This window comes from Pseudomonas sp. QD4 (assembly GCF_049199125.1).
Classification (GTDB): Bacteria; Pseudomonadota; Gammaproteobacteria; order Pseudomonadales; family Pseudomonadaceae; genus Aquipseudomonas.
The window spans coordinates 503,679-524,331 of the sequence record NZ_JBLZOM010000004.1 but is presented as its reverse complement, the minus strand read 5'-3'; the positions used below and the strand labels follow the sequence as shown (position 1 = coordinate 524,331).

The window sequence follows — 20,653 nt, the reverse complement described above, 5'->3', positions numbered from 1 at the left end:
ACGCTGGCCCTCAAAAACGCCGTGGTTACACCTGGCACTCCACGGCGCTTATCCGGGGCAGCGTTAACAGCGATGGTGTTAGAGCCAGGCGGCATCCCATAGGGGGGATTCGCCGACCCGTCGTGCCAGCCCCGCACGCACGGGGTTGAAGGTGATGTAGCGGACGATGGTTTTAAGGTCTTCGTCCTGGCGTACGGCGCGTTCGTGGTAACCCTTTTGCCAGACGCGGCAGTGGCTGTGGGGTGTTGGATTAAGGCTCAAGCTGCTTCTGGATGTAGCGAGCGCGCCTGCAACTCGAACAACCCATGAATGGGGTTGGGCATGACCGCCCAGGCCAGGAAGTGTGTATGCCGGCTTGGTCCTGGTTGCGCAGTTGGTCGACCACCAGGCGCCCCAGGTGAACGTCGCGGAATATGGGGTTTCGCTGCTCTGTCATGGCCGTTACGGAATAGACCTGGCCGATTTGTGCGTGGCGCCCCTTGAGCAGGTGATACCCCCTTGGTTTGGAAAAACACTCCCTTGCCCTCCAGAACGGGTGCATGAACCTTCACCCTAGTTCCGAGACCTCCGGTTAACAGAAGTAACCGATAAGCAGATATTTCCTGTCGCCGAGCCTGGCGGTAGCGACTACAGGAACCGGGGAAGATGAGGGCAAAAAAAAACGCCCCTGATGGGGCGTTAAAAATTCATCTCTTTCCAAAGGAGCATCCAAAAACGCTTCAGAGATGAATGTGCTCTGGGGAACCTGCGTCAGATTTTTTCGTCAGCCGCGGAGGGCTTCGGGGCGCTGGGTTCGGGTCTGTCTTCGCTGCCACTGGCGGCGACTTGCTGGTTGTTGTCGCCGTGGATCTGTTCCTGTCCGAGCAGGAAACTGTCCCGTGCCAGCTGGGAGCGTTCGCTGCCATCAGCGGCCAGTGCGGCGGTGGTGATCGTGGCCAGAAGGCCGATCAAAAACAGTTGGGCAGGCTGCATGCTATGACTCCTGTAAAGGGCCCTGCCGACAGCGGGAAGGCTGCGGGCTTGAACCTGTTCTGGAGTATATGGAGCACAACCTAACGAGAAGGTGAGGCCGATATTACAGTTCTGAAAGGTGTGAGTCTGTGAAGAAGTTTTAACGTCGGGCAGGCACCGAACCTGCCCGGCGCAAGGCTTAGAGAATCGCCAGCGGGTACTCGACGATCAGGCGAAATTCCTCGAGGTCGGACTCAAAGCGGCTGGAGCGAATCGTCGCCTGGCGGATGCGCAGCGACAGGTCCTTGAGGCTGCCTTCCTGCACCACGTACTTGGCTTCGATATCGCGCTCCCAGCGGCGCTGGTCGGTCAGCGGGTCGCCCGCCGCATCGCGACGCATGTACACCGAATTGGCGTTGCTGTAGTCGGCGCCGGTGCCTTTGCCGTAGCGGGTCATGAACGACAGGCCGGGAATGCCGAAGGTCTGCATGTCGAGGTCGTAGCGCACCATCCACGAACGTTCCTTGGGCGAGTTGAAGTCGCTGTACTGGATCGAGTTGTCGAGGAAAATCGAGTCCGACTGGCGCAGGTAGTCGAAGTCGTCATCGCCATTGTTGCGCTGGTGGGACAGGGCCAGGGTATGGGCGCCATAGGTTGCGCCGACCTTGGCGCTCCAGATGTTGTTGTCGAATTCACCGAGCCGTTTTTTGCCCTCGTCGACCGCCTTGTAGTAGTTGAAACCGGCGAACAGCGCCAGGTTTTCGGTGAGGGGATAGTTCGCCGCGGTACCGAAGTAGTGCTGGTCCCAGGCGTCTTTCAGGCGGCTGCTGTAGAGGCTGAAACTGAGGTTGGGGTTGAGCTGGTAATCGCCGCCGAAATAACCGACCCACGGCGAATCGACCTTGCCCGCGTAGAAGGTCGCGAAGCCATCGCGCATGCCGCTGCTGTCGGGCTGGCTCATGGCGTGCAGTCGTCCGCCTTGCAGGGTCAGGCCCTCGAGGCTGGTGTTTTCAAAGGTGGCGCCGCGAAAGCTCTCGGGCAGCAGCCGCGAATCTCCGTAGTGCACCACCGGGGTTTTCGGGAACACGTCGCCCACCCTGACCACCGTATCCAGCAGGCGCATTTTTGCCGCGCCACCGACCTTGGCGTAATCGTCAGCCGGGCGATTGTCGCTGTCGACCGGCAGCACACCGAACGAGCCGCCCCCGCCGCTGCGTCCGGCTCCCGAATCGAGCTTGAAGCCGTACATGGCAAATGCATCCAGGCCAAGACCTACCGTGCCCTGGGTAAAGCCGGATTCGAAACGGCCGATCAGCCCCTGGGCCCAGGCCTCGGAGTAACCGTTGCCGGTGGGGCTGGACTGGCCTTTGCGGTCATCGCGATTGAAGTAGAAGTTACGGGCCAGCACGTTGAGGCTGCTGCCTTCGATAAAGCCTTCGGGCTTGTCGTCGGCCGCATTGACCGACACCGGGCCAAGCCCCAGTGCCGCGCAGAAAACGGACAACGACAAGCGGGTTTGAGTACGCATGAATTTCGCTCCTGAAGGGTGGCAGCTATCAACTTTTTTATCGTCAGAGACGTTCTTATTGGTCTGCTCGTGGCCGCGCCAAAAGCCGCACGGGGAGCCAGCGCGGATAGTTGCAAACGGCAGATAACCCCGGAGTGACGGGCGGATTACAATTTTGCAAGAACGGCAGGCAGCACGGCCCGTGCGCTTGGCAGAACCGCGCTGTTTTCGGGGCCGGTGCTGGAGGGCGGAGCTGGATGACAGAAATGTAAGGAGGCCGAGATCAACCTGACAGGGTCGGCTGGATATCCTCGCCAGCGTCATCCAGACGAGGAAACAGTCGTGAAAGCAATCCAGTCAGTTATCGCCGCGTGGGTATTGGGCCTGTCATCCGTGGCGTGGGCCGAGGGCGGCGGTGAGCGCACCTTCCAGCGAGCGATGGACGCAAACCAGCAAGCCATGGAGCGCTACGCCACACAGCAGGGCAAGTCGGTGCCGAAGGTCGAGCCCTATCGATATGGCATGAGCCTGGATATTTCCCGGGTGGTCAGCATGACCCCGCCGCTCAAGTCCTGTGGCCTGGTGCCCTCGCGCATGACCTACGAGGATTCCGCCGGGCAACTGCGGACCATCGAATATCAAGTGCAGGGCCAGTGCCGCAACAACGGCAGCTAACCCCGCGCGCGGGCCTCAATCTTCGGTGGTTTCGTGGGGCGCCAGGGCCGGTTCGAGGGCGACGATCATGTCCACTTCCACCGATGCATTTTTCGGCAGCTGGTACACCCCCAGGGAGGTGCGGGTGTGGACCCCAGCCTCGGCGAACACTGAATACAGCAGGTCGGACGCCGCGTCGGCGACTTCGCTCTGTTGGGTGAAGTCGGCGGCGCTCTGCACATAGACGTTGATGCGCAATACCTTCTTGATGCGCTGCAGGTCACCCAGGGTTTGCTGGAGAATGGCCAGCGCGCGCAGGGTGCAGATCCGTGCCGCGTGCCGTCCCTGCTCCAGGGAGACCTCGGCACCAACCCGGCCGACCACCATCACCGTGTTGTCGATGCGCGGAATCTGGCCACTGACGTACACCTCGTCGCCATGTTGCACGGTGGAGACATAGTTGCCGCCAATCCGCATCTCCCCTGCGAAACTGTGGCCGACCCGGGCTGCAGCCTGGTCGAAAAGCGCCTTGCGTGAATCATCCATTACTCAACTCCGTCGATCAGCGTGGATTGTGCCGGGCACGACTATAACCTCTGCCTGATGCCAGGCAAGAGGCCTGTCCGGGCTCCAGAGTGTGGCCGGTTCGCCGCTTGAAAGTATTTTTGTCAGACAAATCTCTATAGCTCTTCAGAAAAAACTTTCAGCGCCGATGGTTAGGCTCAGAACTGCCACTTATTTCAGTCCATCGGTGCACCCCATGTTCAACAAACGCTTGAAGCAAGAGCTGTCGGCTCTTCGCGAAGAACTCTCGAGCCTGCAGCAAGTCAAGGAAAGCCTCGAAAGCGAGATGATGGTTCTCACCCTGGATGCCGATGGACGGATTCACTCGGTCAACCACAACTTCGCTCAGGAGATGCTCTACAAGAGTGGCGATCTGCTCGGCCGTGCCCTGGAAGACCTGGTGCCGGAGCATGTTCGAAGCGATGAGTTTCACAAACGCTTCAAGGTGTCGTTGACCCGTGGCGAACACTTCGCCGGCGCGGTGCGCCTGTTGCGTGGCAATGGCCAGGAAGCCTGGCTGCGCTCCATCTCGCAGCCGATTCGTGACTCGGCCGGGCGGATCAAGTATTTCGCGATTTACTGCAGCGACCTGACCCGCACCATCGAGGCCTCGCGCGAGCACGAAAACCTGATCGGCGCCCTGGTGCGCTCCACCGCGGTGATCGAGTTCGACCTCAATGGCCACGTGCTGACGGCCAACGAGCGCTTCCTCAAGGGCATGGGCTACACCCTGGCGCAGATCCAGGGCAAGCATCACCGCATGTTCTGTGAGCCGGAGGAGTACAACAGCGCCGCGTACCAGGCGTTCTGGAAGCGCTTGAACAATGGCGAGTTCGTTGCCGAGCGCTTCAAGCGGATCGACAGCCATGGTCGCGTGGTGTGGCTCGAGGCCTCCTACAACCCGGTGCTCGACGCCAACAACAAGCTGTACAAGGTGGTGAAGTTCGCCACCGTGATCACCGATCAGGTCAATCAGGAAATAGCCGTCGCCGAAGCCGCCAACATCGCCTACAGCACCTCGCTGCAAACCGACAATAGTGCCCAGCGTGGCACCACGGTGGTGACCGAGGCAGTCAACGTGATGCGTGACCTGGCCAAGCACATGCAGCAGGCCGGCGACGGGATCGAGGCACTGAATGAGCAGTCACTGGTGATCGGCACCATCGTCAAGACCATCAGCGGGATTGCCGAGCAGACCAACCTGCTGGCGCTCAACGCGGCCATCGAAGCGGCGCGGGCCGGTGAGCAAGGGCGTGGCTTTGCGGTGGTGGCGGACGAAGTCCGGCAACTGGCGTCGCGCACCAGCAAGGCCACCGAAGAAATCGTTGCCGTGGTGCGTCAGAACCAGGACATGGCCCGCGATGCAGTAGCCTTGATGGCCGAAGGTCAAAGCCAGGCCGAACAAGGGCTGGCCCTGGCCGCCGAAGCCGGTACGGTGATTGTCGAGATTCAGGACGGCGCGCAAAAAGTCGTGAGCGCGGTCGGGCAGTTCGCCAACCAACTCTCCACCTAAGCCCGGGCCCAGGCCCCATCCAACCCGCGTACGGCCCTGCACCGACGCGGGTTTTTTATCGCCTGGGCCCGGGGGCTGGCCCAGGCCGATTACAGATCCCGCTACAATCGCGCTTTTGCCCAAGGAGCCAGCATGAGCCCATCCCAGCGTCGTCCGGTGCCGTTGTCCAAGGCCTATCGCCTGCTCAACCATGGCCCCACCGTACTGGTCAGTGCCGCCCACGACGGGCAGCGCAACATCATGGCCGCCGCCTGGGCCATGCCCCTGGATTTCGAGCCGCCGAAAATCGCGGTGGTGCTCGACAAGTCCACCTGGACCCGCCAACTGCTGGAAGCCGCAGGCACCTTCGTGCTCAACGTGCCCTGCGCGGCCCAGGCCGATATCGTGCAGACCGTCGGCTCCACCTCGGGCCTGGAGCTGCAACAGGGCGGTGGCGATAAATTCCAGGCCTACGGGCTACAGACCTTTGCCGGTGAACAGGTCGAGGCGCCGCTGCTGGAAGGGTGCGTGGCCTGGCTCGAATGCCGGCTGTTGCCCGAGCCGCACAACCATCAGCAATACGACCTGTTCCTGGCCGAGGTGATTGCCGCCCAGGCTGACTCGCGGGTGTTCAGCGACGGCCGCTGGCACTTCGAAGGGCATGATGCGCTGCGCACCTTGCACCACGTGGCCGGTGGCCATTTCCTGACCATTGGCGCGCCGCTCGACGGCCAGTTGCTGAAGCCGTGAGCCCGCTCCAGGCCGTGATCAGGGCCTGAACTCGCGGCGCAGCAGCGACAGTTGCAGCAGGTCATGATGCCGGCCCGCCCAGTACCCGGCCTCGCGCAACCGGCCTTCCTGCTCGAACCCCAGGCGCTCCAGCAGTTGCAGGCTCGCCTGGTTCTGCGGGTGCACCAGCGCTTGCACGCGGTTCAACTGCATCTGTGCAAAGCCCCAGGCCAGGACCGTCCGTAAGGTTTCGCCCATGACCCCCCGGCCCCTGGCGTCGGGGGCCAGGGCGAAGTCCACAAAGCAGCTGCGGTACTCGCGACTCCATTTGAACAAACCGCAGTCGCCGAGCAACTGACCGTTCTGCCGGCATTCGATGCCCCAGCGGGTGCCGGGCGTGGCTTGCTGGCGCCAGGTGGCGAAGGTCTCGATCAGCGCCTGGGCCTGGGCCAACTCGGTAAGCGGGTCGCTGCCCAGCCATTGCATCGCCTGGGCGTCGCCATACATTTCCAGCAGCCTTGGCGCGTCTTGTGGCGTCAGTTCGCGCAGCAGCAGGCGCGGGGTTTCGCGGGTGGGAAAGTTGTTCACGCAAGGTCCTTGTCGAGGGGGATTCACGCGAGATAGCCGCCCAGCTGGGTGATGGTGAACGCCACGTATTCGCCGATCAGTGCCGGGTCGCTGGAGCGCACCACATCTTCGACCTGCAGCACCGCGCAGTCGACCACCACCGGGGCGACGCTGACGATCCGGCCGTAGGCCTGGTAACGCCAGCCATCGAGGTGCTCCAGGCCCTGGCGCTGTGGGTGCTCGGGGGAAAATATCTGCGCCCATGACTGGTTTTCGTCCAGCTCGGCCGAGAACTCGAAGTCGAAGCGGTCGCCGACCTGGGGCATGGTCTCGGCGCTGACGCTGAACTCATCCATGACGATAAAGCGCTGACCTTGCACCTCCAGGCACGCTTCCAGGTAGGGGCCATCGGTGGCAATCAGGGTGGCGCGGACCATTGAACTCTCCTTGGTTGAATAACGGTGCAGCGAGGTTTCAGCAGGCCGCGAGGCCCAGGGCCCGGGCAAAGGCCTGCAGCTTGGGCGCGCACTGGCGCGAGGGTGGATAGACCAGCGACAGGCTACGGCTGCACCCGGAAAACCCTTCGAGGATCGGCACCAGGCGACCGTCGGCCAAGGCGTCGTCGACCGCAAAGCTCATGACCTGGGCAATGCCGAAGCCGCCCAGCACGCCTTCCACCAGGGCATCGCCGATGTCGAAGATCAAGCGGCTGGGCACGCTGACCTCTCGCAGCTTGCCGCCTTGCATGAACTGCCAATCCACCAGCCGCCCGCTGCGCAGGTTACGCACGCTCAGGCAGTTGTGCTGCTGCAATTGTTCCAGGGTCTGCGGGGTGCCGTGGCGCGCGAGGTAGTCCGGCGCGGCCACGGTGACCCAGTGCAGGGCCGGCAACGGGCGGGCGATCAGGCGTTGGTCCTGGATCTCGCCGGTGCGCAATACCGCATCGAACCCCTCGTCGATGATGTCCACCAGGCGGTCGGTCATCACCGCCTCGATGCACAGCTCGGGGTGACGCGCGGTGAGCTGGCCGATCAGCGGCATCACCACCTTGCGCCCGAACAGCGACGGGGTGCTGATTTTCAGCAGCCCGGTGGGCGAGTCGCGGCGGTCCAGCAGCAGGTGTTCGGTGTGGGCCAGTTCCGCCAGCAGCGGCGCGGCGCGTTCCACCAGCACCTGGCCATCAGGGGTCAGGCTGACGCTGCGGGTATTGCGCTGCAACAGGCGCACCCCCAGTTGCTGCTCAAGGCGCGAAATAGCCCGGGACAGCCCGGACTGGGTCAGCCCCAGGTCGCCGGCGGCACGGGTGAAACTGCGGGTTTCGGCGACCCGCACCAGCAGGCGAACGGCATTGAGATCCATGATTTAAGTCATTACTGAAAGCGTGAGCAGCGTATTTATCATTTAACGCGCATCAATGACACTGGCCGCCGCTTTTTCCACACAAGGATTTCCCCCATGCCCGCTTCTCCTGCGGCCAAGCCTTCGGGCTGGATGCTGTTGCTGCTGGCCACGGCGCAACTGATCATCGCCCTGGACGCCACCATCGTATTTATCGCCTTGCCGGAGATTGGCCAGGAGCTGGGGTTTTCTGCGCAGCAGTTGCAGTGGGTGGTCAGTGCCTACAGCGTGGCGTTTGGCGGCTTCCTGCTGCTGGGTGGGCGTGCATCGGACCTCTTGGGCAAGCGCCGTTTCTACATCATCGGCCAGGCGCTGTATGCCCTGGCGTCCCTGGCGGGCGGCCTGGGCGGCAGCGCGCTGTTGCTGGTGCTGGCGCGGGCGGTGCAGGGCGTGGGCGGGGCGATGCTGTTCCCGGCGACCCTGGCGCTGATCAACAGCCACTACGCCGAAGGCCCGGCGCGCAACCGGGCCTTTGCCGTGTGGAGCGCGGCGTCGGCTGCGGGGCTGGCCCTGGGGGCGCTGCTCGGCGGTGTACTCACACAGTGGTGGGGCTGGGAAGCGGTGTTCCTGGTCAACGTGCCCCTGGCGGGCGCCTGCGCCTTGCTGGCCCGGCGCTGGATCCCGGCCGATGGGCGACGCGCCCGTGGGCGGCAGTTCGATTTGCCCGGCGCGCTGAGCGTGACCCTGGGTGGCACCCTGCTGGTGTTCGCCATCGTCCAGGGGCCGGAGTGGGGCTGGACGGCGCCGGCCACCCTGGGCTGTCTCGGGCTGGCCCTGATCTTGCTCGGGCTGTTCGCCTGGATCGAGCACCGGGGCCGCGATCCGCTGATGCCGTTGCGCCTGCTCAGGCACCGCTCGCTGTGCATGGCCATGGTCCAGACCGCGTTGTTCATGAGCAGTTTTGGCGTGCAGTACTACTTCCTGACCCTGTATTTCCAACAGGTCTATGGCTACAGCGTATTGAACAGCGGCCTGGCGTTCTTGCCCTCGACCCTGGTCTGCACCTTTGGCATCTGGCTGGCCGAGCGCTCGCTGCTGCGGTTCGGCCTGCGCAGTACGTTGGTCAGCGGGTTGCTGGCTGGCGCCCTGGGCATCGGCCTGGTGTACCTGGCGCTGCCCACGGGGGCTGGTTACTGGAGCCTGTTGCCCGGGGTGATCGTGCTGAGCATCGGCCAGGGCATGACCTGGACCGCAATGTGGGTCTCGGCCGGGCAGGGGATAGCCGCCGGCGAACAGGGCGTGGCGGCGGGCATGGCCTCCACCAGCCAGCAGATCGGCGGCGCCCTGGGCCTGGCGTTGCTGGTGTCCCTGGCCAACACCGTCAGCGTCGACGGCGGCCTGGCCTACGGCCTGCAACTGGCGGTCGGGGTCAGTGCGCTGCTGGCATTGCTGGGCGCGCTGCTGGCATTGAGTCCGCAGCCAGCGCCTGCGCCCGTGGGTGCAGCGCAAGGCAACTGAGCGCGGGGCTTAGATCCACACGTCATTGGCGGCGGTGCGTTCGCCGCCTTCATGGCCGGTATTGCGCACGCCCTTGGGTTCGATCAGCAGCAGTTTCACTTCGTGCTCGGCAAACGGCTTGTGCTTGAGGCCCTTGGGCACGACAAACATCTCCCCCGGGTTGACGAACACCTGGCCATCGGGAAAGTCGATCCGCAACTGGCCTTCGAGGACGATAAAGGTCTCGTCGGTGTCGAGGTGGTCGTGCCAGATGAAATCCCCCAGCAGCTTTACCAGCTTGAACTGGTAGTCGTTCATTTCGGCGATGACCTTGGCTTGCCAGTGTTCGCTGAACAGGCTGTGCTTCTGCGCGAAGTTCAGGCTTTGGTAGGGCAGGGTCGAGATTTGATTGGTGGTCGTGGTCATGGCGGGGTTCCGGGCAATTGATTCTTGAGTGCCCAGAGTAGCCAGCGGTCTTTTGCGCTTCTTGTACGATTGTGCGTGGCTCAGCGGCCGTGCATTTTCAGCCAGCGGGCCGGGGGCAGGCCGTAGGTCTTGCTGAACTGGCGGGTCATGTGGCTCTGGTCGGTAAAGCCGGCCATCAGCGCCGCGCTGACCAGCGACTGGCCCTGCATCAACAGGGCGCGCACCAGGTCCAGGCGGCGCATGGTCAGGTAGCGGTAGGGGCTGGTGCCGAACAACAGGCGAAAGTCCCGCGACAGGCTCCAGCGATCGCGGCCGCTGTGCTCGGCCAGCTCGTCGAGGGTGACGCTGCGCTCGAGGGCACCGTGGATCAGTTCGCGGGCACGTTCCGCCGCCAGGTAATCGAAGCGCTGACGTTGCAGCGGCACGCCGGACACCGCATTCAGCGCCTGGGCCAGGTCGTACAGCGCGTCTTGCTGTTCCAGCGGGTCGAGGGGGCTGTGCATGCTGCGCAGCAAGGTGTCGGTGGCGGCGGCCAGCCGCGGGTCGCTGGACAGGCCGTCCTTGATGAAGGGCAGCGGCTGGCCGCCGAGGATCTGCTGGATCAGCGCCGGCTCGACATACAGCATCCGGTACTGAAAACCTTCCTGGGTCCCGGCTTCGCCGTCATGCAGCTCGTCGGGGTGCAGGACCATGGTGGCGCCGGGCAGGCTGTGCCGCCAACCGCCGCGATACTGAAAACTCTGGACACCGGCCAGGGTCCGGCCGATGGCGTAGGTGTCATGCCGATGAGGGTCGTAGCCATGGCCCGAAAAAAAAGCCTCGATGCGCTCCAGCCCCTGGGCAGGGGGAGCGCGGTGAACCCAGTCGGTCGGGGGCGTTGGCTTGGCCATTGGAGCGGTCTTGGTAGCAGGGGCAAGGAACGCACGTTAACCCAAGGCGCAAGCGCTGTCAGCCGGCATACCGGTTGATCCACAGCCCCGGAGTGGAGTAGAACGTGCTCTCCCTTCTCCTGTCATGGCGGTTGGCTCATGCAGCTCCCACACCTGATCTACGCGGCTCCCTTGCTGTCGCTGGCGTTGCTCTGGACCGTTGCGGTCATCACCCCGGGGCCAAACTTCTTCACCACGGCGCAGCTTGCGGCCAGTTGCTCCAGGCGCCACGGCCTGTTCGCCGCCTTGGGCGTGGCCAGCGGCACCGTGCTCTGGGGCCTGGCGGGCGGTTTGGGGATCAAGTCGCTGTTCACCGCGGCGCCGGCTCTGTACCTGGCGTTCAAGATCGCTGGCGGCTGCTACCTGATCTACCTGGGGCTCAAGCAGTTTCGCCGTAAACCGGCCGTCGCGGTCGACGCCAATGGCCTGCCGCACGAGCCGACGCGCAGCCTGTTCTCGGCCTACCGCCTGGGCTTTTTGGGCAACATGACCAACCCCAAGTCGGCGCTGTTTGTCGCCACAATTTTTGCCACCTCGATGCCGGCGACACTGCCACCGCTGCTGCTGGCCCTGGCGGTGCTGACCATGGCGTCGCTGTCGTTCTGCTGGTATTGCAGCGTGGCGCTGTTTTTTGCCAGCAGCCGCGTGGCCGGGGCGTATGGCCGCTCACGCAAGTGGCTGGAACGTTTTGCCGGCAGTTGCTACATGCTGTTCGGTGCCCATTTGGTGGCCAGCCGCTGAGGCAGCGAGTTGGCGTAATGGCAGGATCTTGATGTCAGGAGACAGAGCATGAGCTTCACCTTCCGCGCAGCAGAAGAACGGGATATTCCACGGGTTTGCAGCTTTGCCCAAACCGAGCAGGACCTGTTCTTTTTCTTCCCGGCCGCCCATTGGCCGCTGACCCACGAGCAGTTGCGCGAGTCCATCGCCAAGCGCAGTGATTCAACGGTGATCGAGCGCGATGGCCAGGTCGTGGGTTTCGCCAACTTCTACCTCTGGGAAGCCCAGGGCACCTGCACCATCGGCAACGTCATCGTCGACCCCGAGGCCCGCGGAACCGGTGTCGGTGCAGCGCTGATCCTGCACATGATCGAGATCGCCCGCAGTCGACACCAGGCCGCCGAGGTCACTCTGTCGTGCTTCAACAGCAACGTCGCCGGACTGCTGCTGTACCCGAAACTGGGCTTTGTGCCGTTCGCCATTGAATCCCGCAAAAACAAGCTGGACGAGCGCGTCGCCTTGATCCACCTGCGTTACGCCTCGGCTTGAATCCGGTAACGGGCGCGGGTCAGCAGTGCCCCGCGCCCGGGTTGGAAAAACGCCCTTGAGGCACAGTGTTTATCTATTCAGGAGGTACCGATGAGCGTGGCAACAGAAGCAACGGTTCACTTGTTTTCCTATGGCACCCTGCAAGACAAAGCCGTACAGATCGCCAACTTCGGCCGCGAGTTGAACGGCAGCGCCGACGCCATGCTGGGCTATGACCAGGCCTGGGTGGAAATCACCGACCCGCAAGTGCTGGCTGCCAGCGGCAAGACCCATCACCCGATCCTGCGTCCGGGCAGCGCGGCCAGTGCGCCGATCCCGGGCACCGTGTTTCAAATCACCCCGCAGGAGCTGGCCGCCGCGGACAGCTACGAAGTGGCGGACTACAAACGCGTCAGCGTGGCGTTGCAGTCCGGGATTCAGGCCTGGGTCTACGTCAGCGCGTAAGGCCTGGCAGTGGGTCTGCTAGGTGACCAGCAGGCCCACCGCCACCAATAGCCAGAGCACCACGCCGATCACGATAAAAACGTAGTTGATGGGCGTGAAGCGTGCGTTGCTCTGGCCTTGCGGGTCGCCGCCGGCGACATTCAGCCCGCGCTGGCCTTCGAAGGTCACCACGGCCTGCAGCGGAATCAGCGCCAGGTTGATGATGTCGAGCAGCGGCGCGCCGATGTTCTTTCTGACCATGGCATCGAGCACCTTGCTCGCAATCGCCAGCAATACAAACCAGGTCGCCAGTTCTGCATGCCGCCAAGGGTGGCTGCGCCCGTTTTGCTTGATCCAGGCATCGGCCTCGCGGTACAGGGCGTGGGTCCAGAAAATCGCAAAAAACGCCCGCGCCATGGGCCACATCGGCTGCTGGGTGGCCTGTTTGAACTGGCGCCAGTTCTGATAGGCCCAAAACAACTGGTACAGGCCAAACGTCAGTACGAACAGGGTCAGGAACTTGCCCCGTGACACCACGTAAAAAGCTTGTTGCTCCTGCACTGGGGTGTGCAGCAGCGGCGCCTGTGGCGGTGAATAAAGGTTATCGGACACGTTCACTCCCTGTGGTGATCTGGAAAATGTGCAACGTTAGCGCAGCCGTCGCGCGAAGCCCAGGCGCTATTGCGACGGATCACCCTCTGTTCGGTGGTGCGAAGTTGAACCTTGGGTATCAGGCTCGCTGGATCCATGAATACTGAAAGGCCTTGGCTTCCCCGCGATGGTTTCGACGGCGGTAGCTGGCCAGGGCTTGGGTGGAGCAATAAGTGCACGATGGGCTGACGGCGACTTGCTCCGCCGTGATGCCTTCGGCGTGCAGTTGCAGGAGGGCGTAGCGGTTCAGGTCAAACCACAGGCTGCCCGCCTGCGTCGGTGGTGGCGGTGCTATGGCTGGAGCCCGTTGCGGCTGGGGTTGAGCGTCGAACCAGGGCGGTTGTGTGCCTTGCCAAAGATGCCCCTGGGTCGCTTCCAGAGTGGCGATAAACCCGGGGCTCACTTCATAGCAGCACGGCTTGATCGCGGGGCCGATGGCAATCCTCAACTGCTGGCGTGAAACGCCCTCTGCCTCAAGGCGCTGTAACGTATGGCCGATGATGCCGCGCTGCAAACCCTGCCAGCCGCCATGAATGGCCGCCACCAGTGCGCCGTCGGCAGAGGCGACCAGGAGCGGCAGGCAGTCGGCGGTAATCACCGCAATGGGGCGCCGGCTGCGAGTGAAGACCGCGTCGGCCTCGATCACTCCGGCGGGCTGTCTCTCGTCGATTTCAATCACCGTGGCGGTGTGAGCCTGGGCGCAGAAGAACAACGACGCGGGTCGCGGGGCATCGACTGCGGCGAAGTCATGTTCGATGCCCGGCAGTTGGCTCAGGATGGCTGCGGGAAAACTCATGGCCGGTTGCTCTGTTCCATACAAGGAGGAGGCAGAGCATAGCGGGATCCAGCCTGTCGTGGCGGGAGCTGTCAGGCGATATCGATCACCACCTTGCCCACGGCCGTGCCTTGCTCGACGGCATCGTGGGCGGCGTGGGCCTCGGCCAGGGTATAGCGCCGGGCATCCAGCAGCGGTTTGAAATGGCCTTGTTCGACCATCTGCGCCGCCGCCTTGAGGATGTCACCGTGATGGGCGCGGCCGTTGCCGCTGAGCATGGGCAGCAGGACAAATACCCCGGACAGGGTCATGCAGCGCAGCGAACCCACGGCCAGCCCATGCTGGCCAAAGGCGGCGCAACTGGCGATATGGCCGTAGTGGGCGATGGCGGCAAACGAGTCATCCAGGCTGGCACCGCCGACGGTGTCGTAGATCACATCGAACCCGGCCCCTGCGGTGTGGGCCGTCACGTAATCGGCGACGCCCTGGGTGCGGTAGTCGATGGCGGTCGCGCCGTAGCCTTCGACAATGTGCTTTTTACCGGCCGACACGGTGGCGAACACCTCGGCCCCCAGGGAGCGGGCAATCTGCACCGCTGCATGGCCTACGCCACCGGCACCGCCATGCACCAGCACCTTGTGTCCGGCGCCGACCTTGGCCCGGTCCACCAGCCCTTCCCAGGCCGTGAGGAACACCAGGGGCATGGCCGCCGCTTCTCGCAGGCTGAGGGTGCTTGGCTTATGGGCCAGCAAGCGGGCGTCCACCGCGGCGTATTCGGCCAACGAGCCTTGCAGGCCACGAACACCGCCGGTGAGGCCATAGACTTCATCGCCGACAACGAATTGGCTGACGCCGGCCCCCACGGCTTCGACCACGCCCGCCAGGTCGGTGCCGATGATCGCCGGCAGTTCCGGCATGGCGTACGGCGCGTTGCCGGTGCGGATCTTGTAGTCGATCGGGTTGACCCCGCTGGCGACTACCCGCACCAGGACTTCGCCGGGACCGGCCTGGGGCAGCGGCACCTGGCTTTCGCTGAAGCGGCCGCTGGCGTAATCGTGCAGCACCAAGGCGCGCATGGTGGTGGGCAGGGACATGGTCAAACCTCGAATCAATGACGGGGCGGTGATCGCCGCCGTGGATGGGTAGAATTATTGGTCGCCGGTGCCTGACTGTAAATCAGGCACTTTTTAGTGCCCAAGACCTGCGGAAGTCACCATGAGCGATCTCACTTACGTTCCTGTAGCCGGTCCCCTGATCGTCGAAGAAACCTGCCCACCACGGCGCATTCATACGCTGCTGTCGACCAAGTGGACCTCGATGGTCCTGTACTGCCTGAGCTTCGGAGCCTCGCGCAGCAGCCAGTTGCAACGCAGCATGCCGGGCATCTCCCAGAAAATGCTGACCCAGACCTTGCGCGAGCTGGAGCGCGATGGCGCAGTGGCCCGTACCGTATTGCAGGACATGCCACCGCGGGTGGAGTACGCCCTCACACCCCTGGGCTGGCGCTTTGTCGAGCCCTTGAGGGCCCTGTACTCGTGGGCTGACGAGAATGCCGATGCGCTGGATGAGTTGATGCATAACCGTGAGCGGATGGGGGCTGCACAGGCTATGTGAACGCGGGGGGATTACACCGGTTTGACCGGCTTGATCAGGCTTTGCGCGGGGATACCGAACAGCTGGTGCAGTTTCCAGATCATCGGAAGGGTCAGCGCGCGCTTGCCATTGAGCACTTCGTACACCCGGTTGGTACGGCCGATGGCGGGTACCAGGTCGGCCACCGACAATCCCGACTGTTCCATGCGGAACTTGATGGCCTCGATCGGGTTCGGCAGGTCGACTGGAAAGTGCTTGGCCTCATAGGCCTCGATCAGGGTCACCATCACGTCGAAGTAATCGCCTTCAGGGGTACCGGGGGTGGGCTCGTCATCAAAAAATGGCGACACATTTTTCAGCGCCGCGCGGTAGTCCTGGTCGGTGTGAATAGGGCGAATATTCATGCTTGCTCCATATCAATGCGGTCGGCGTCGATGGCGTCGTACTGCGCATGGGTGCCGACGAACTTTATGTAGAGGGCGCCGAAGCGGTAGGCCACGGCGACCACCAGCCGGTAGTCATTACCTTTGATGTTGAACACGACCCTGCGGCTTTTGAGAATGCTGGCGCTGCGGTACTGTTCCTTGATTTGCACAGGGGTGGACCAGTGGGCGGTTTTTGCCTCGTCAATCCAGGCCAGGAAGGCTTGTTCCGAATCGGGGTGCTTCTCCCAGAAGGCCTTCAAATGACTGATGGCGATAATTCTCATGGCGGGATCCTAGTCCCATCCCGGGACCTAAACAAGTCAATGGGGAGAGTAGGCGATGGACGGGCAGAGGGTTCTGCCCGTCTTGGGTCAGCGCCGTTCAGACGCCGCCGCTAGCGCAGCGTGCACATCATCCATCGCTGCCCTGGCCATCTCTCCCAAGTAATGTGCTGCCCAAGCATAGCGGTCGACCTGGGGTTCCAAGGCGGCTTCCAGAGAGAACTGTTTTGCCAGATGTAGCAGCGCCGAGGCATGCGGCAGGGCATCGGCTGCGGGCACATCGGCATTGACCCGAAACAGCGGGTGGGGGTGTTCGCCGCAGTCGGCAAAGGCGATATCGCCGAGGGTGGTGAGGGTAGGGGACGGAGCTGGGGTGTGGTTCATGGTGACGACTCCTTTCGTGTTGGGAACCTCCACCGCCTGCCGCCAAGCAGGTTAGGGTGGCGGATTGCACAAGGTTGGCGGACCGGCACGAAAGGAACCGGCACCCCCGAAGGGGTCCCTGCGCAATCCGCCATGACACAGAAAAGCGGGCACAAAAAAAGCGCCTGCAATCGTGTTATTGGCGCCGTTGCGCCTTTCGTGGGCGGGCCGCCAAGCCCGGTCGCCGATTGGGCAGCGACGGACGGAGAATAAGGCCCAGGTGCCGCGCTGCAGCGGCGTAGCTGCGACATTCTGTGACGGTGCAGTTGGAAATGTTGTTTTTGGCAGGAAATGGTTTGAGAAGGCTCTGACACTTCAGTGATCGAACAAGCGAAAAGTACCCTGTGGCGAGGGAGCGTGCTCCCGATGGGGGCGCCGGTGGGCCGGTGCGAAGCAGTCCCATTTTTGGGGCCGCTGCGCGACCCAGCTCCCTCGCCACACTGGTGGTTCATGACACATTTCTTTTTGCCTGCGCCGCCCACTCAAGGCTAGGATGCGCGCCCTGTTGCGCATCTTGCCTTTGCGCTGCGCGATATCGGCTAATCCCAAGGGCGCTGCACCGCCCCTCCAGGCAAAAGGAGTTGCTTGTACGATGCGTCACGATATCCAGCTGCTGCTGGTTTTTTTCCTGATTGAAACCCTGACGTTGCTGCTGTTGCCGGTCTATAGCCCGTTCGATATTGCCTTGTTCAGTGGCTTTGGGGCCTTGCTGGCGGCGCTGATCACTGCTCGCCACAAAAGCCGCCGCCTGCGGGCACCTGAGGTCTGGCCGAGTGTGGTGGGGTGTGCCCTGGTCGCAGCCACGCTGTTTGCGGCTCTGTACAGCGCCAAGCTCTACCTGGACCTGGTGGTCAACGCCCGCAGTGGCGCGCGCTTCCCGGCACCGCAGTTGGACCTGGGCTGGACCTTCTTCAAGGGCTGGAGCATCAGCCTGCTGACGGTGGGCGGCGCGCTGGCCTGGTTCGACCCGCAGGTCATGGGCGCCCCGGTGGCCGAGCCGGAAAGCAAACCCCGGGTGCCGCTGCATTTCGCCGGCGACGGCAGTTCGCTGGCGTCCATCGGCGGTCGCCGCAGCGCCTGGCTCCCCGGCTTGGGACGGGTGTCCAGGCGCGATAAACACTTTGTCGCGCTGTTCTTTGTGCTGGCCGCGCTGATGGTGCTGGGCAATGTGCTGTGGGGCCTGGAGCACACGGGCCTTGTACTCACCACCTGTATCGCCACCCTGGGTGCGGTGCGCCTCACTCGGCGGGTTTCTGCACCGCGCTGCGCCGATCAGCCCCTGTGGCCTTCGGTGTTGTTCTGCGCCCTGGCGGCGGCCTGCCTGTTTGCCGCACTGGTGATTGCGTGCCGGACCCTGGTGCTGGCTTTCTCCGACTTCCCCTGGACTTTTGTCGAGGTGATACAGCGCTCGCTGCTGCCGGAATTGGCCGAGGCTATGGGTGTGGTCTTTATCACCGTGGCGACCCTGTTGGGCTTGCTGGATGCGCGGGTGTTGCGCGTCAGGGTTTTGGGGACGCGCTGAGGGCCAGGTGTGTTTCGGCGCTATTGATGATGAAACGCTTTGCGTTCCTCCCGTGCGCCCGGCGTTGATATCAATGCACGCCCCAACAGCTCGTGGCCGACTCGCTGTTCGCAGCACGTTCCAATCCCTTCAAACCGCTCTGATTTAAATGCCTTGGAACGGTTGATAACCCGCGAGCACAGGTTCACCCTGGCCGCTCATTCATGGGAGTGCTGTGATCTGTACACCCACAGGTCCCGGTATTTTGGGGGCGTTTGCGCGGTGGCGCGGCGCTCCCGCACGGCAATGGAGTAGCCCGCACGATGCGTCTGGATATGAAACTGGTGGGCACCTTTGGTGCACTTGAGGCGTTGGCCATTCTGATGGTGGGGATCAGCAGCCTGTTCGAACTGGCGTTGTACACCGGGCTTGGAGCCCTGGCGGCGGCTTTTATTGTCCGTCGGCACAAGACGTCGAATGAATCGCGGGGGCGCATGGGGTCGCTGGTGTTTTGCGCTTCCTGGGGCGCCACGCTGTTCGCCTTGCTGTACTGCGCAAAACTGTACCTGACCCTGATGTTCGCCGGTGTCATGGGCTCGCCCTATGGCCTGTCGGCGCTGACTTTTGCCTGGATCTTCATCAAGTGCTGGGCGACGGCCTGGGTATCGATTGCCGTGGTGCTTGCGGTGTTCGATCTGGCCGTGCGTGATGCTTCGGCGATGAAAGGGCCTACTGCGCAGTAGGCCCCTTTCAGTTTCGGCTCAATCCCCCAACGCTTCACCCTCACGCCGTGGGTCGGCTCCGCCGGCCCATGAAGCTTTGCCCTGGGCGTCGCGCACGCGGACGATGGCCTGGGTGCCGCTGGTCATGTCGATCTCGTTCACTGCGTGCCCCCTGGCCTGCAACGCCTGTTTCAGGGCCGGTGTGAATTGGCCTTGCTCCAGTTCGGTGGGGCCGTTGCGGCTGCCGAAGTTGGGCAGGTTGATGGCGGCTTGCGGGTCGAGGTTCCAGTCGAGCATGCCAATCACCGACTTGGCCACGTACTCGATGATCTGCGAGCCACCGGGGGAGCCGACGGTGGCCAGCAGTTCACCGCTGGCGCGATCGAAGACCAGGGTCGGGGCCATGGACGAGCGCGGACGTTTGCCCGGCTGCACGCGGTTGGCCACCGGCTGGCCGTTTTCTTCGGGGATAAAGGAAAAGTCGGTCATCTGGTTGTTGAGCATGAAGCCCTGGACCATCAGGTGCGAACCGAAGGCGGCTTCCACGGTGGTGGTCATCGACACCGCGCCGCCCTGGTCATCCACCGCCACCACTTGCGAGGTGGAAATACGCATCGGAGAACGGTCCGGGGCGTACGCCACTTCAATCCCCTGCGGCTTGCCTGGCTGGGCCAGGCCCATGCTGCGCTCGCCGATCAGCGCCGCGCGTTGGGCCAGATAATCGGGGGCGACCAGGCCGGCCACCGGCACCGGCACGAAGTCGCTGTCCGCCACGTACAGGCCACGGTCGGCGTAGGCCAGGCGTTCGGCTTCGGCAATCAGATGCACCGCTTGCGGCGCCGGTTCGAGGCCGGCCGGCAGGCTGGTTTTCACCGGTTTGAGCGGCGCCAGGGCGTAGCGCGGGTCACGTGCCTCCAGCGCCTGCAAGGTGCCGAGGATCTGCGCCACGGCGATGCCACCGGACGACGGCGGCGGCATGCCACACACCTGCCAGCGCTTGTAGTCGCTGCACAGCGGCGCGCGCTCCTTGGCCCGGTAGCCTTGCAGATCGTCGAGCGACAGGCTGCCGGGGTTGGCGTGGCCCTGGACCTTGGCCACGATTTCCTCGGCGATCGGGCCCTGGTACAGGGCATTCGGACCTTCATGAGCGATGCGTTTCAGCACCGCCGCCAGCCTTGGATTGTGCAACAGAGTGCCCACGGCCTTAGGGCTGCCGTCGCTGTTGAGGAAGTACCCGGCCATGTCCGGCGACTGCGCCAGATAAGGGTCGGCCACGATCATGCCGTGCAGACGCGGGGAGATCGGGAAGCCCTGTTCAGAAAGGCGGATAGCCGGCTCAAACAATTGCGCCCAGGGCAGGCGGCCGTGTTGTTGATGGGCCAGTTCCAGGGCTCGCAAGACGCCCGGGGTGCCCACCGAACGTCCGCCAATCTGCGCCTTGGGAAAGGGCATGGGGCGACCGTCGGCTTGCAGGAACAGTTTTTCGCTGGCGCCGGCCGGTGCGGTTTCCCGGCCGTCGTAGGTGCGCACCGCCTTGCCGTCCCAGAGCACGATCATCGCGCCGCCGCCGATGCCCGAAGACTGCGGTTCCACCAGGGTCAGCACGGCTTGCATGGCAATTGCCGCGTCGATGGCCGAGCCGCCCTGGCGCAAGATCTCGCGCCCGGCTTGTGCTGCCAGCGGGTTGGCGGCGGCGGCCATGTGCTGGTCGGCATACCGGGTGTGCAGGTCGCTGCGGTAGCCCGAGGCGATTTCCGGGGCCGCGGGCAGGGCGGTGCTGGGAGGCGGGTTGTTGCAGGCACTGAGGGTGAGAGCGGCGGCTATCAGCGAGAGGGTGGTAAGCCGGCGATGACGCGGATGGAAGATCGAAAACACGCGTTGAACTCCGTTCACTGGGAAAATGATGTGTCGTCCGTGGCGGCAATGTACAGCAGTG

General features: G+C 63.6%; 26 protein-coding genes and 1 pseudogene. 11 read left to right on the top strand and 16 right to left on the bottom strand.

Annotated elements, in window-relative coordinates:
- Positions 1-78 precede the first annotated feature (78 nt).
- The 3 genes from ACOZJV_RS25540 to ACOZJV_RS25530 all read right to left on the bottom strand — a co-directional run bounded on the left by ACOZJV_RS25540 (position 79) and on the right by ACOZJV_RS25530 (position 2,479).
- On the bottom strand, positions 79-261 hold the full coding sequence (locus tag ACOZJV_RS25540) for a hypothetical protein (RefSeq protein ID WP_421548790.1): 183 nt from the start codon (positions 259-261) through the stop codon (positions 79-81).
- Between the two features lie 489 nt (positions 262-750).
- Positions 751-972, bottom strand: a complete 222-nt coding sequence (locus ACOZJV_RS25535) for a hypothetical protein (protein ID WP_078472487.1) — start codon at positions 970-972, stop codon at positions 751-753.
- 178 nt (positions 973-1,150) lie between these two features.
- Positions 1,151-2,479 carry an OprD family porin gene (locus ACOZJV_RS25530; RefSeq protein ID WP_201127962.1) on the bottom strand — a complete coding sequence of 443 codons (1,329 nt, stop codon included), beginning with the start codon at positions 2,477-2,479 and terminating at the stop codon, positions 1,151-1,153.
- Between the two features lie 321 nt (positions 2,480-2,800).
- Between ACOZJV_RS25530 and ACOZJV_RS25525 the strand changes: the two genes are divergently transcribed.
- Positions 2,801-3,133 (top strand): DUF2790 domain-containing protein, encoded by a 333-nt coding sequence (locus ACOZJV_RS25525; RefSeq protein ID WP_201127960.1) that lies wholly within the window; start codon positions 2,801-2,803, stop codon positions 3,131-3,133.
- Positions 3,134-3,148: 15 nt separating this feature from the next.
- Here ACOZJV_RS25525 and ACOZJV_RS25520 read toward each other — a convergent pair whose 3' ends face one another.
- A complete protein-coding gene (locus ACOZJV_RS25520; RefSeq protein WP_421548789.1) occupies positions 3,149-3,658 on the bottom strand; it encodes a RidA family protein in 510 nt (169 codons plus the stop codon).
- A gap of 166 nt (positions 3,659-3,824) precedes the next feature.
- On the opposite strand from ACOZJV_RS25520, the pseudogene ACOZJV_RS25515 reads away from it, so the two are divergent.
- The 3 genes and pseudogenes from ACOZJV_RS25515 to ACOZJV_RS25505 all read left to right on the top strand — a co-directional run.
- Positions 3,825-4,643 (top strand): annotated as a pseudogene (locus tag ACOZJV_RS25515) (PAS domain-containing protein); the annotation flags it as partial.
- A gap of 114 nt (positions 4,644-4,757) precedes the next feature.
- A complete protein-coding gene (locus ACOZJV_RS25510) occupies positions 4,758-5,189 on the top strand; it encodes a methyl-accepting chemotaxis protein (RefSeq protein ID WP_371106533.1) in 432 nt (143 codons plus the stop codon).
- Positions 5,190-5,321: 132 nt separating this feature from the next.
- The gene (locus ACOZJV_RS25505; RefSeq protein ID WP_421548788.1) at positions 5,322-5,918 is read left to right on the top strand and encodes a flavin reductase family protein; all 597 of its coding nucleotides are present in this window, start codon (positions 5,322-5,324) and stop codon (positions 5,916-5,918) included.
- 18 nt (positions 5,919-5,936) lie between these two features.
- Here the strand turns inward: ACOZJV_RS25505 and ACOZJV_RS25500 are convergent, their stop codons facing one another.
- Genes ACOZJV_RS25500 through ACOZJV_RS25490 form a run of 3 tightly spaced genes read right to left on the bottom strand, consistent with a single transcriptional unit; the run spans position 5,937 to position 7,823 of the window.
- Complete coding sequence (locus ACOZJV_RS25500; protein WP_421548787.1) at positions 5,937-6,485, bottom strand: GNAT family N-acetyltransferase; 549 nt, start codon at positions 6,483-6,485, stop codon at positions 5,937-5,939.
- A 23-nt stretch (positions 6,486-6,508) separates the two neighbouring features.
- Positions 6,509-6,901, bottom strand: a complete 393-nt coding sequence (locus tag ACOZJV_RS25495) for a hypothetical protein (RefSeq protein WP_421548786.1) — start codon at positions 6,899-6,901, stop codon at positions 6,509-6,511.
- A 37-nt stretch (positions 6,902-6,938) separates the two neighbouring features.
- Positions 6,939-7,823, bottom strand: a complete 885-nt coding sequence (locus ACOZJV_RS25490; protein ID WP_078472479.1) for a LysR family transcriptional regulator — start codon at positions 7,821-7,823, stop codon at positions 6,939-6,941.
- Positions 7,824-7,919: 96 nt separating this feature from the next.
- On the opposite strand from ACOZJV_RS25490, the gene ACOZJV_RS25485 reads away from it, so the two are divergent.
- Entirely contained in the window at positions 7,920-9,320 is a 1,401-nt protein-coding gene (locus tag ACOZJV_RS25485; protein WP_421548785.1) for an MFS transporter, read from the top strand.
- Between the two features lie 9 nt (positions 9,321-9,329).
- On the opposite strand, the gene ACOZJV_RS25480 is transcribed toward ACOZJV_RS25485, so the two are convergent.
- Together ACOZJV_RS25480 and ACOZJV_RS25475 are read right to left on the bottom strand one after the other, a co-directional pair.
- Positions 9,330-9,725 (bottom strand): cupin domain-containing protein, encoded by a 396-nt coding sequence (locus tag ACOZJV_RS25480; RefSeq protein ID WP_201127950.1) that lies wholly within the window; start codon positions 9,723-9,725, stop codon positions 9,330-9,332.
- An 80-nt stretch (positions 9,726-9,805) separates the two neighbouring features.
- Positions 9,806-10,615: an AraC family transcriptional regulator gene (locus ACOZJV_RS25475; protein ID WP_078472476.1), complete on the bottom strand. Its 810-nt coding sequence runs from the start codon at positions 10,613-10,615 to the stop codon at positions 9,806-9,808.
- A 138-nt stretch (positions 10,616-10,753) separates the two neighbouring features.
- Between ACOZJV_RS25475 and ACOZJV_RS25470 the strand changes: the two genes are divergently transcribed.
- The 3 genes from ACOZJV_RS25470 (at position 10,754) to ACOZJV_RS25460 (ending at position 12,367) form a co-directional block, all read left to right on the top strand.
- Positions 10,754-11,395, top strand: a complete 642-nt coding sequence (locus ACOZJV_RS25470; protein ID WP_421548784.1) for a LysE family transporter — start codon at positions 10,754-10,756, stop codon at positions 11,393-11,395.
- Positions 11,396-11,443: 48 nt separating this feature from the next.
- On the top strand, positions 11,444-11,923 hold the full coding sequence (locus tag ACOZJV_RS25465; RefSeq protein ID WP_421548783.1) for a GNAT family N-acetyltransferase: 480 nt from the start codon (positions 11,444-11,446) through the stop codon (positions 11,921-11,923).
- A gap of 90 nt (positions 11,924-12,013) precedes the next feature.
- A complete protein-coding gene (locus ACOZJV_RS25460) occupies positions 12,014-12,367 on the top strand; it encodes a gamma-glutamylcyclotransferase family protein (RefSeq protein ID WP_421548782.1) in 354 nt (117 codons plus the stop codon).
- Between the two features lie 18 nt (positions 12,368-12,385).
- Here ACOZJV_RS25460 and ACOZJV_RS25455 read toward each other — a convergent pair whose 3' ends face one another.
- From ACOZJV_RS25455 to ACOZJV_RS25445, 3 genes are all read right to left on the bottom strand, one after another.
- Positions 12,386-12,958, bottom strand: a complete 573-nt coding sequence (locus ACOZJV_RS25455) for a hypothetical protein (protein WP_201127944.1) — start codon at positions 12,956-12,958, stop codon at positions 12,386-12,388.
- A gap of 118 nt (positions 12,959-13,076) precedes the next feature.
- A complete protein-coding gene (locus ACOZJV_RS25450; RefSeq protein WP_421548781.1) occupies positions 13,077-13,793 on the bottom strand; it encodes a polyphenol oxidase family protein in 717 nt (238 codons plus the stop codon).
- A gap of 71 nt (positions 13,794-13,864) precedes the next feature.
- A complete protein-coding gene (locus ACOZJV_RS25445; protein WP_421548780.1) occupies positions 13,865-14,866 on the bottom strand; it encodes a zinc-dependent alcohol dehydrogenase family protein in 1,002 nt (333 codons plus the stop codon).
- Positions 14,867-14,987: 121 nt separating this feature from the next.
- Between ACOZJV_RS25445 and ACOZJV_RS25440 the strand changes: the two genes are divergently transcribed.
- On the top strand, positions 14,988-15,386 hold the full coding sequence (locus ACOZJV_RS25440; RefSeq protein ID WP_020297680.1) for a winged helix-turn-helix transcriptional regulator: 399 nt from the start codon (positions 14,988-14,990) through the stop codon (positions 15,384-15,386).
- Between the two features lie 11 nt (positions 15,387-15,397).
- Here the strand turns inward: ACOZJV_RS25440 and ACOZJV_RS25435 are convergent, their stop codons facing one another.
- From ACOZJV_RS25435 to ACOZJV_RS25425, 3 genes are all read right to left on the bottom strand, one after another.
- Positions 15,398-15,769: a helix-turn-helix domain-containing protein gene (locus tag ACOZJV_RS25435; RefSeq protein WP_078472470.1), complete on the bottom strand. Its 372-nt coding sequence runs from the start codon at positions 15,767-15,769 to the stop codon at positions 15,398-15,400.
- Positions 15,766-16,074 (bottom strand): type II toxin-antitoxin system HigB family toxin, encoded by a 309-nt coding sequence (locus ACOZJV_RS25430; RefSeq protein ID WP_078472469.1) that lies wholly within the window; start codon positions 16,072-16,074, stop codon positions 15,766-15,768. The genes ACOZJV_RS25435 and ACOZJV_RS25430 overlap by 4 nt, the downstream gene beginning before the upstream one ends.
- Before the next feature lie 87 nt (positions 16,075-16,161).
- Positions 16,162-16,455, bottom strand: coding sequence for a DUF3077 domain-containing protein (locus ACOZJV_RS25425; protein ID WP_078472468.1), 294 nt, complete (start codon positions 16,453-16,455; stop codon positions 16,162-16,164).
- Between the two features lie 631 nt (positions 16,456-17,086).
- On the opposite strand from ACOZJV_RS25425, the gene ACOZJV_RS25420 reads away from it, so the two are divergent.
- Together ACOZJV_RS25420 and ACOZJV_RS25415 are read left to right on the top strand one after the other, a co-directional pair.
- A complete protein-coding gene (locus ACOZJV_RS25420; protein ID WP_421548779.1) occupies positions 17,087-18,016 on the top strand; it encodes a hypothetical protein in 930 nt (309 codons plus the stop codon).
- Positions 18,017-18,318: 302 nt separating this feature from the next.
- Positions 18,319-18,738, top strand: coding sequence for a hypothetical protein (locus tag ACOZJV_RS25415; protein ID WP_201127938.1), 420 nt, complete (start codon positions 18,319-18,321; stop codon positions 18,736-18,738).
- Between the two features lie 18 nt (positions 18,739-18,756).
- Here ACOZJV_RS25415 and ggt read toward each other — a convergent pair whose 3' ends face one another.
- Positions 18,757-20,592: a gamma-glutamyltransferase gene (gene ggt, locus ACOZJV_RS25410; RefSeq protein ID WP_421548778.1), complete on the bottom strand. Its 1,836-nt coding sequence runs from the start codon at positions 20,590-20,592 to the stop codon at positions 18,757-18,759.
- Positions 20,593-20,653: the final 61 nt, after the last annotated feature.